Consider the following 7,662-nt stretch of genomic DNA (forward strand, 5'->3'; position numbering starts at 1 on the left):
AGGCCGCCGTGGCGGGGGCCGGGAGCGCGGGCTGCTGGGCGAGCGCCGTGGCGGGCAGGGTCGTCAGCGCCGCGATGCGGGCAAAGTGGCGAAATCTCATTGGTCTCTCTTGTCGGCGTTGGCACCCCCCTGCCCCCTTAGCACTCCTCATCGCCGGTTTCGCCCCCCAAAATCGTCCTGCCGGTGCCGAGGCATCTGCGGTTCGCGCGCCGAAGCATTGGACGGGGACGGCGGGTCTGATACAACCTCTGCGTTTGTCGGAGCTTGCCATGCGGTTCGCCGCCCCCTTCATCAGCGCGCTGACCCTCGTTGCCGTCCTTGCTGCCGTCCGGGCCGATGCCGCCGCGGCGGGCGAGGTGTTGTGGGTGGGCCCCGGCGCAGCCGAGCCGGTGCAAAGCGGGGCGCTGGATTCGGCAATGGGTGCGCTGGCGGGCGGACAGGCGCGGCTGATGCTGATCCCCGATCCGCCCCGCGCGGGACCGGGCGGCGGGACCGCGCCGCCCGGCCCCCAGGACCTTCCCGCGCTGGTCGTCGTTGACAGTTGCGGCTGGGCCGATCCTGCCGCCGGGATGGCAGCGCTGTGGTCGCGGCTGGCAGAAACGCCAGTCCGCGTCGTTCAGCCCGCCGCCGGCGCCTGCGGCACCCACGCCGCCGACCTGTTCCGGCAGGCCGCCGCGCTGCCCGAGGCACAGCGCGAGGCGGCGCTGGCCGGCGCCGTGACGCGGGTGCCGGCCCCGGCATCGCCCGCGGCCGGGTCAGCCGGAACCGAGAAGGCGCGTCCCCCGGACACCCCGCCGACCGGCGGACTGGTCATCACCGCGCTGCCGCCGACCGACGTGATCGTCGCGACCGAGCCCGCGCCGATCCATGTCGCCGGCGGCCCCCTGGCGCCGGTCGCCAGCTATCCCCCCCTGCCGCAGCGGCGCGCGGACCTGCCGCAGCCGTCGATCATCCTTGGCGAACTCGCGGCCCTGCTGGGGGCCGACCAGCGCGGCCCGATGGGGGTTCCGCGCCCGGTCCGCGAGCGCATCCGGGACCTCGACGCCGCGCGGTTCCAGGCGCTGCTGGCCGAGGGTCGGTTCGACCCCGCCGGCGGCGATTATGCCGCGGCGATCCAGACCGAGCTTGCCGCGGTCAACTGCTATACCGGCAGCATCGACGGCAACTGGGGCCAGGGGTCGGTCGCCGCGCTGGCCCGTTTCCTGACCGCCGCAGGCCAGGCGCAGACTGCGGCGCGGCCCGGGCCGGCGCTGTTTCGCGAAGTCGCGGCGGCGCCGGCGATCCGGTGCCCCGATCTGCGCACGGTCACGACCCCGGCCCGCGCCACGGTTGCGCCGCAGGCGGCTGCCGGGACGGCGCGGGACGCGACCCCGCGGGGCGAGACACCCGGGCGAAGCGCCGCCCCGACGCGCAGCGCGCCCGCGCGCGGCACCGCCACGACGGCTCGGACCCCATCGGCGCGCCAGCCCGCGGCGGCGGCTCCGCGCGGCCCGGCCCGTGGTGCAACCCCTGCCCCCGCCGGCCAAGGAGCGGGCCGAAACGCCGCCCCGCGCATCGACCCGAATCTCATGGGATCGGGGGTTTTCCGCTAGCGCGCAGGTCGCACGACAGCCTTCCAGCGGCGGCTGGGTCTTCGCAGCAAGACCCCCACGCGGCTCTTGCCTTCGGCCCCGTCGAATCGGTATTTCTCGCGAAGATTGCATATGTCCAATTGGAACAACCCCCGGAAATCCTGATGACCGCCAGACCCGATCGCGCAGCGCGCCCGACCGCCCTGCGTTGGCTGTTCCTGACCACCGCGCTGACCACGCTGGCCCCTGCCGTCCTGGCCGGCCGGCCTGCCCAGGCCGAGATCATCACCGGCGAGGTCACGCTGACCGCCGACCGCAGCATCGCGGCCGAGACCGTCGACGTCCGCGGCACGCTGATCGGGGACGCCCATGACGTGGTCGTGCAGCCGGACGGGGCGCTGATCGTCGGCAATGCGACCGATGCGGGGACGGTCAGCGGGGTGGGCCAGCTGGACAACGCCGGCGCCGTCTCGGTCGCGGCAGGCAGTTCGGCCGAGGCCGGGACGACGACCAACCGCGCCGGCGGGACGCTGGACGTGGCCGGCAGCCTGACCACTGCGCTGGACAACCAGGGCGGCGCCACCACCACGCTCGCGGGCGGCCGGATCATCGGGAACACGCGCAACGCCGGGACGATCACGGGCAACGGCGCCATCGAGGGCAGCCTCGACAACAGCGGCGCGATCGCCGTCGCCGCCGGCGACAGGCTGCATGTCACCGGGACCGCGGCGGACGATTTCGTCACCACCAGCACCGGCGCGATCACCCTTGCCGGCACCCTGCAGGCGCGGCTCGCCAACGAGGCCGGCGGGTCGGTCACGCTGCAGGGCGGAACGCTCAGCGGATCGCTCGCCAACCGCGGCACGCTGTCCGGCAGCGGGACCATTGACGGCACGCTGGCCAATCAGGCCGCGGGCACGGTGGTCGGCGCGGGCGAAACGCTGGTCGTGACCGGGGGGACGACCAACGGCGGCGGCCTGCAGATCGCCGGCACGATGGACAGTGCGGTCGCGAACCAGGCCGGCGCGACGGTCTCGCTGACCGGCGGGCGCATCGACGGCAGCCTGGCCAACAACGGGATGCTGCGCGGCTACGGGGTCATCGACGGCGACCTGACGAACAGCGCCTCGGACAGCGACATCGCGGCGGTGTTTGGCAGCGGCCTGACGCTGCAGGTCACCGGGCAGATCCGCAACAGCGGCACGGTCGGCTTCAGCGGCCGGCTGGAGGGCGACATGACCAACGAGGCGGCCGGCGATTTCGCGCTGCGCGGCGAGGTCGTCGGCCGGCTGGTCAATGACGGCACGCTGCGGGGCGCGGGCCGCGTCACCGGGGCGCTGGTCAACCAGGGCACCACCTCGATCGGCGAGGGCCGGACGCTGGCGGTCACGCTGGGGACCACCAACGCGGCCGGCGGGACGATCGCGCTGACCGGCGGCACCCTCGCCGGCGATGTCACCAACCGGGGGCGGATTTCCGGCACCGGTGCGGTGTCGGGGACGGTGGAAAACGGCGGCCGGATCGAGACGGCGGGCAACCTGGCCATCGACAGCCTCGTCAACCGCGCGGCTGGCAGCGTCACCGTGGGCAGCGGGCACGCGCTGCGCTCCGACCAGATCGACAACCGCGGCGCGATCGCGGTCGAAGGGACGCTGGATGCGGCATCGGTCGAGAATGCGGCGGGCGCGACGCTGGGCCTGGCCGGCGGCCGGCTGACCGGAACGCTGGTCAACCGCGGCGCCGTCGACGGCAGCGGGACGATCCAGGGGGATCTGCAGAACTTCGGCCGCGCGGTCCTTGCCGGGGCGGTCAACGGCCGGATCACCAACGAGCGCGGCGCGGGTCTGATCGTGACCGGCGTGCTGGCGACCTCGGGGGTGCAGACCCGGGCCGACAGCCGCACCACGATCGAGACCCGGGGCGCGCTCACCTCGACCGACACCATCGGCAACGGCGGCCTGCTGCATGTCTTCGGGAGGGTCAACGGCGGAGTCAGCAACCGGGCCGAGGCCACCCTGTTCCTGCGCGACGGAACCATCACCCGCGCGGTCAGCAATGACGGGACGCTGGTTGGCCGGGGCCGGATCGAAGGCGCGCTGGTCAACACCAACCGCGCCGATCTGGCCGGCACGCTGGCCACGGTGGACAACCGGGGCGTTTTCGGCACCGCCGGCAACCTGTCGGCGGTCTCGGTCCTCAACCGCGCCGGCGGGACGCTGAACGTCGATGCGGGCCATGTCCTGGCGACCACCGGCGCGGCCGGGACGGTGAACGCGGGCACGGCGAACATCGCGGGCCGGCTGACCGGCGGGCTCACCAACACCGCCGGCGCGACCACGTCGCTGCGCGCGGGGTCGCAGGTCGAGGGGACGCTGGTCAACCAGCTGGGCGGCACGGTCACGGGCAGCGCGCAGCTGTCGGGCCGGCTGGTCAACTCGGGATCGGCCACGCTGGCCGGGCGTGTCGCGCTGGTGAGCAACGCGGGCGACCTGGAAACCGGCGGCGATCTGACGGTGGACCGGCTGACCAGCCGCGGTGGCAGCGTGACCATCGGCGCCGGTCATCAGCTGACCTCGACCCAAGAGCCGGTGCGCCTTCTCGGCGGATCGCTGGCGGTCGCCGGCACCCTGCATGGCGCGGCCACCACCGCGCGCGGGACCACGACCACGCTCGCCGGCGGGCTGATCACCGGAGCGGTGACGAACGGTGGAACGCTTTCGGGCAGCGGCCGCATCACCGGCCAGCTGGGAAACCAGGGCGAGATCGCCGTCGCCGCTGGCCAGCGCCTGGCGGCGACCGGCGGGGTCGCGAACGGGGGCGAGCTGTCCATTGCGACCGGCGGCGTTCTGGCCAGCAATGTCGACAATGACGGCGAGATCACCGTCTCCGGCATGCTGGATGGCGCGCTGGACAACCGCGGCACCGCGGTCCTTTCGGGGGGGCAGGTCACTGGAATGGTCACGAACTCCGGGGCGCTGGCGGGCGAGGGCCGCGTCGGCGCGCTGCGCAACCTCGCCGGCGCGACGCTGAGCGTTGCCGCAGGCGAGACGCTGATCGCGGACAACCGGGTGGTGAACGAGGGGCGGTTCGACCTGGCGGGAATCCTGGCGGGTTCGCTCGACAACCGCTTCGGGGCGACGACCAACCTCAGCCCGGTCGGGGCCGATGGTCCGCTGGCGACGGTGCGCGGCTCGGTCACCAATGCCGGCACCATCGGCGGCGACGGCCGCATCACCGGCAATCTGTACGCGCAGGGCGGCGCCTATACCGGCACGAACCTGGTCGTCGACGGCCGCATCGTAACCGGGCCGGTCGCGCGCCCGCAGATGGCCGCGCCACGGGCCGCGCTTCCCCCCAGCTTCGTCGTCGGCACCGGCAGCACCGTCACCACCGGGGGCGGGCTGAGCGTCACCGCCGGCACCGGCGCGGTCGTCGCGGGCACCCTGAACGGCGACGTCGGCAACGCGGGCAGCTATCTGCAGACCGGGCTTCTGCGCGGCACGCTGGAGAGCTGGGGCACGGCCGAGCTGGGCGGAGAGCCCACCGGCGCGCCCCGCCCCCGCGTGACCGGAGACATCCTGCAGCGCGCCGGCACGCTGGTCGCCCGCGGCGATCTGAGCGTCGGCGGCACGCTGGCGATCGAGGGCGGGACCACCACCGTCTCGGGGCGCTTCGTCGCGGTCGAGGGCGGCACCCGGATCGGCGCCCGCGGCCAGCTGGACCTGCCGGGCCGGCTTTATGGCGACGTCGTCAACCAGGGCACCCTGCGCGGATCGGGGGCGGAGTCCGAGATCGTCGGCGACGTCACCAACGACGGCACCCTGACGCTGGAAAACGGCGCGGTTGGGGACGTGCTGACCGTCACCAGCCTGGGCGGTACCGGCCGGCTGGTCTATGACATCAACTCGGCCAACATGACGGCGGACACCATCCGCGTCTCGGGCGGCGCCACCACCGGGCAGTTCCATTTCAGCTTCAATTCGCTGTCCGACCGCACCGTGAACCGCGTCGGCCAAAGGGTCACGCTGCTGGACGTGGACGGCACGCAGGGCGCGCGCAACAGCTTCGGCTTTACCCATGAGGGCGTGCCGTCGGCGTCCGAGAAGATCGTCTATTCGATCCTGCGCGACGGCGCCACCGGCGACGTGGTCATGCAAAGCCAGGTCAACCCGGCGATCGGCGCGACCTTCGCAAACGTCACCCTTGTGCAGTCGCTGATCGGCTCGCTCGTCAACCGCCCGACCAGCCCCTATGTCTCGGGGCTGGCCACCGACAGCGCCGGCCAGCCTTGCGGCAGCGGCGGGTGGAGCCGCGCCACCGGCGGTCACGCCCGCGTCGACGGCACCACCGACAACGGCGTGCAGGTCGAACAGAACACGGTTTCGCTGGATTACTACGGCCTGCAGGGCGGCGCCGACTTCGCCTGTTTCGACAACAGCCCCGGCGGGTGGAACCTGGCCCTGGGCGCCATCGCCGGGGTGAACGTCGGCGACACGGTGCAGCCGATCTTCACCACCCAGGCCGGGATCGATGCGCGGCGGGTCCTGGCCAGCATCACCACCACCCATTTCCAGCAGAGCTACGCCGGCGTCTACGCCACCGCGACCCGCGACCGGCTGCAGGGCGATCTGCAGCTGCGGGTCGAACGGACCGCGTTCCAGGTGAAGAACAAGCCCGTCGAGGGCGTGGGCCTGGGGATCACCGACCCGGATTTCACCAGCACCGGCTTCACGCTCAGCGGCTCGACCAGCTACACGATCCCGCTCGGCAAGACCGGCTGGAACCTGACCCCGACGGCGGGCTTTGCGTGGTCGAAATTCTCGACCGACGACGTCGTCTTCGACGAGGGCTACCGGCTGGAATTCGATGATGGCGAGCGCCGGATCGGCTTTCTGGGCGCCACGCTCAGCAGGACCTTCGTGCAGCAGGCCAGCAATTCGGCCCTGCAGAGCTTCGCCACGGCGACCTATTACAAGGATTTCGCCGATCCGGCCGTCTCGTGGCTGGTGAACAGCGCAAACCCCGATTTCCAAAGCCAGCGGCTGCTGTCGGACAACCTCGAATCCTATGGCGAGGTCAGCATCGGCGCCAATTACGTCAAGGTGCTGGACCCGGGCGGCCCCGGCCGGCCGCGCCAGTTCAGCACCAGCGCGCGGATCGACGCGCGGTTCGGGGACAGCGTGGACAGCGTCGGCGTCACCGGCCAGTTGCGCTGGCAGTTCTGACGGGGCGGGCCGATTTCAGGCGGACCGGAGCGGCCATTTGCCCGGCTTCGGACGAAAGCCGAAGAATTCTGACGACGGATATTTCATGACAGCCATTCACCCTCCGCTGATCTTTCACAGCTTCGCACTGACCCACCGCGGGCGCGTCCGGGCCCATAACGAGGACCGCGTCGCGGCCCTGCCCGAACAGGGCCTGTGGGTCGTGGCCGACGGGATGGGCGGCCACGCCGCCGGCGCCACCGCAAGCGCCCTTATCATCGACGAACTGTCGGCGCTGGGCTCCGCCGCCACCGCCGCCGATCAGCGCGCCAGGTTCCGCGACGGGCTTGACCGCGCCAATGCCCGCATCCTCGCGTTTGCCCGCGCCCAGGGGCTCGACACTGTCGGATCGACCGTCGCCGCGCTGCTGATCCACGGCGCGCACGCAACCTGCGTCTGGGTCGGGGACAGCCGCGTCTATCGGCTGCGCGGCGGCCGGCTCACCCTGCTGAGCCGCGATCACTCCGAGGTCGCGGCCCTGGTCGCCGCCGGCGCGATGTCCGAGGAGGAGGCCCGCGTCTCGCCGCTGCGCAACGTCATCACCCGCGCCGTGGGCATCGCCGCGGCCGTCGAGCCCGAGCAGGCGACCGGCCGGGCCGAGGGCGGCGACCGCTTCCTGGTCTGTTCGGACGGGCTGACCGAGCATCTTTCCGACGCCGAGATCGCCGTGGCCCTGGCCGGTCCCGGTTCCGTCGAACGGATCGCCCGCGGCCTGGTCGAACAGACCCTGCGCGACGGCGCCCGCGACAATGTCAGCGTGGTTCTGATAGACTGCATCGCAGCGCCCGTGACCGACGGCCAGGACTGACCATGCCCCGCCCCCAGCC

General features: G+C 72.7%; 3 protein-coding genes. All 3 read left to right on the plus strand.

The window, feature by feature from the left end; genetic code table 11:
- Nucleotides 1-269: 269 nt before the first annotated feature.
- The 3 genes from IC63_RS15945 to IC63_RS18575 all read left to right on the plus strand — a co-directional run bounded on the left by IC63_RS15945 (nt 270) and on the right by IC63_RS18575 (nt 7,643).
- Nucleotides 270-1,592, plus strand: coding sequence for a hypothetical protein (locus IC63_RS15945; RefSeq protein ID WP_036722325.1), 1,323 nt, complete (start codon nt 270-272; stop codon nt 1,590-1,592).
- 143 nt (nt 1,593-1,735) lie between these two features.
- Nucleotides 1,736-6,796 (plus strand): hypothetical protein, encoded by a 5,061-nt coding sequence (locus tag IC63_RS15950; protein WP_036722326.1) that lies wholly within the window; start codon nt 1,736-1,738, stop codon nt 6,794-6,796.
- Between the two features lie 85 nt (nt 6,797-6,881).
- Complete coding sequence (locus IC63_RS18575) at nt 6,882-7,643, plus strand: PP2C family protein-serine/threonine phosphatase (RefSeq protein ID WP_052042322.1); 762 nt, start codon at nt 6,882-6,884, stop codon at nt 7,641-7,643.
- Nucleotides 7,644-7,662: the final 19 nt, after the last annotated feature.

The organism is Paracoccus sphaerophysae, assembly GCF_000763805.1.
Taxonomy (GTDB): domain Bacteria; phylum Pseudomonadota; class Alphaproteobacteria; order Rhodobacterales; family Rhodobacteraceae; genus Paracoccus; species Paracoccus sphaerophysae.

What these genes read in the sequence shown, in the direction of transcription:
- IC63_RS15950 (WP_036722326.1), top strand. Translation starts at nt 1,736, where the DNA reads ATGACCGCCAGACCCGATCGCGCAGCGCGCCCGACCGCCCTGCGTTGG.
- IC63_RS15945 (WP_036722325.1), top strand. Translation starts at nt 270, where the DNA reads ATGCGGTTCGCCGCCCCCTTCATCAGCGCGCTGACCCTCGTTGCCGTC.
- IC63_RS18575 (WP_052042322.1), top strand. Translation starts at nt 6,882, where the DNA reads ATGACAGCCATTCACCCTCCGCTGATCTTTCACAGCTTCGCACTGACC.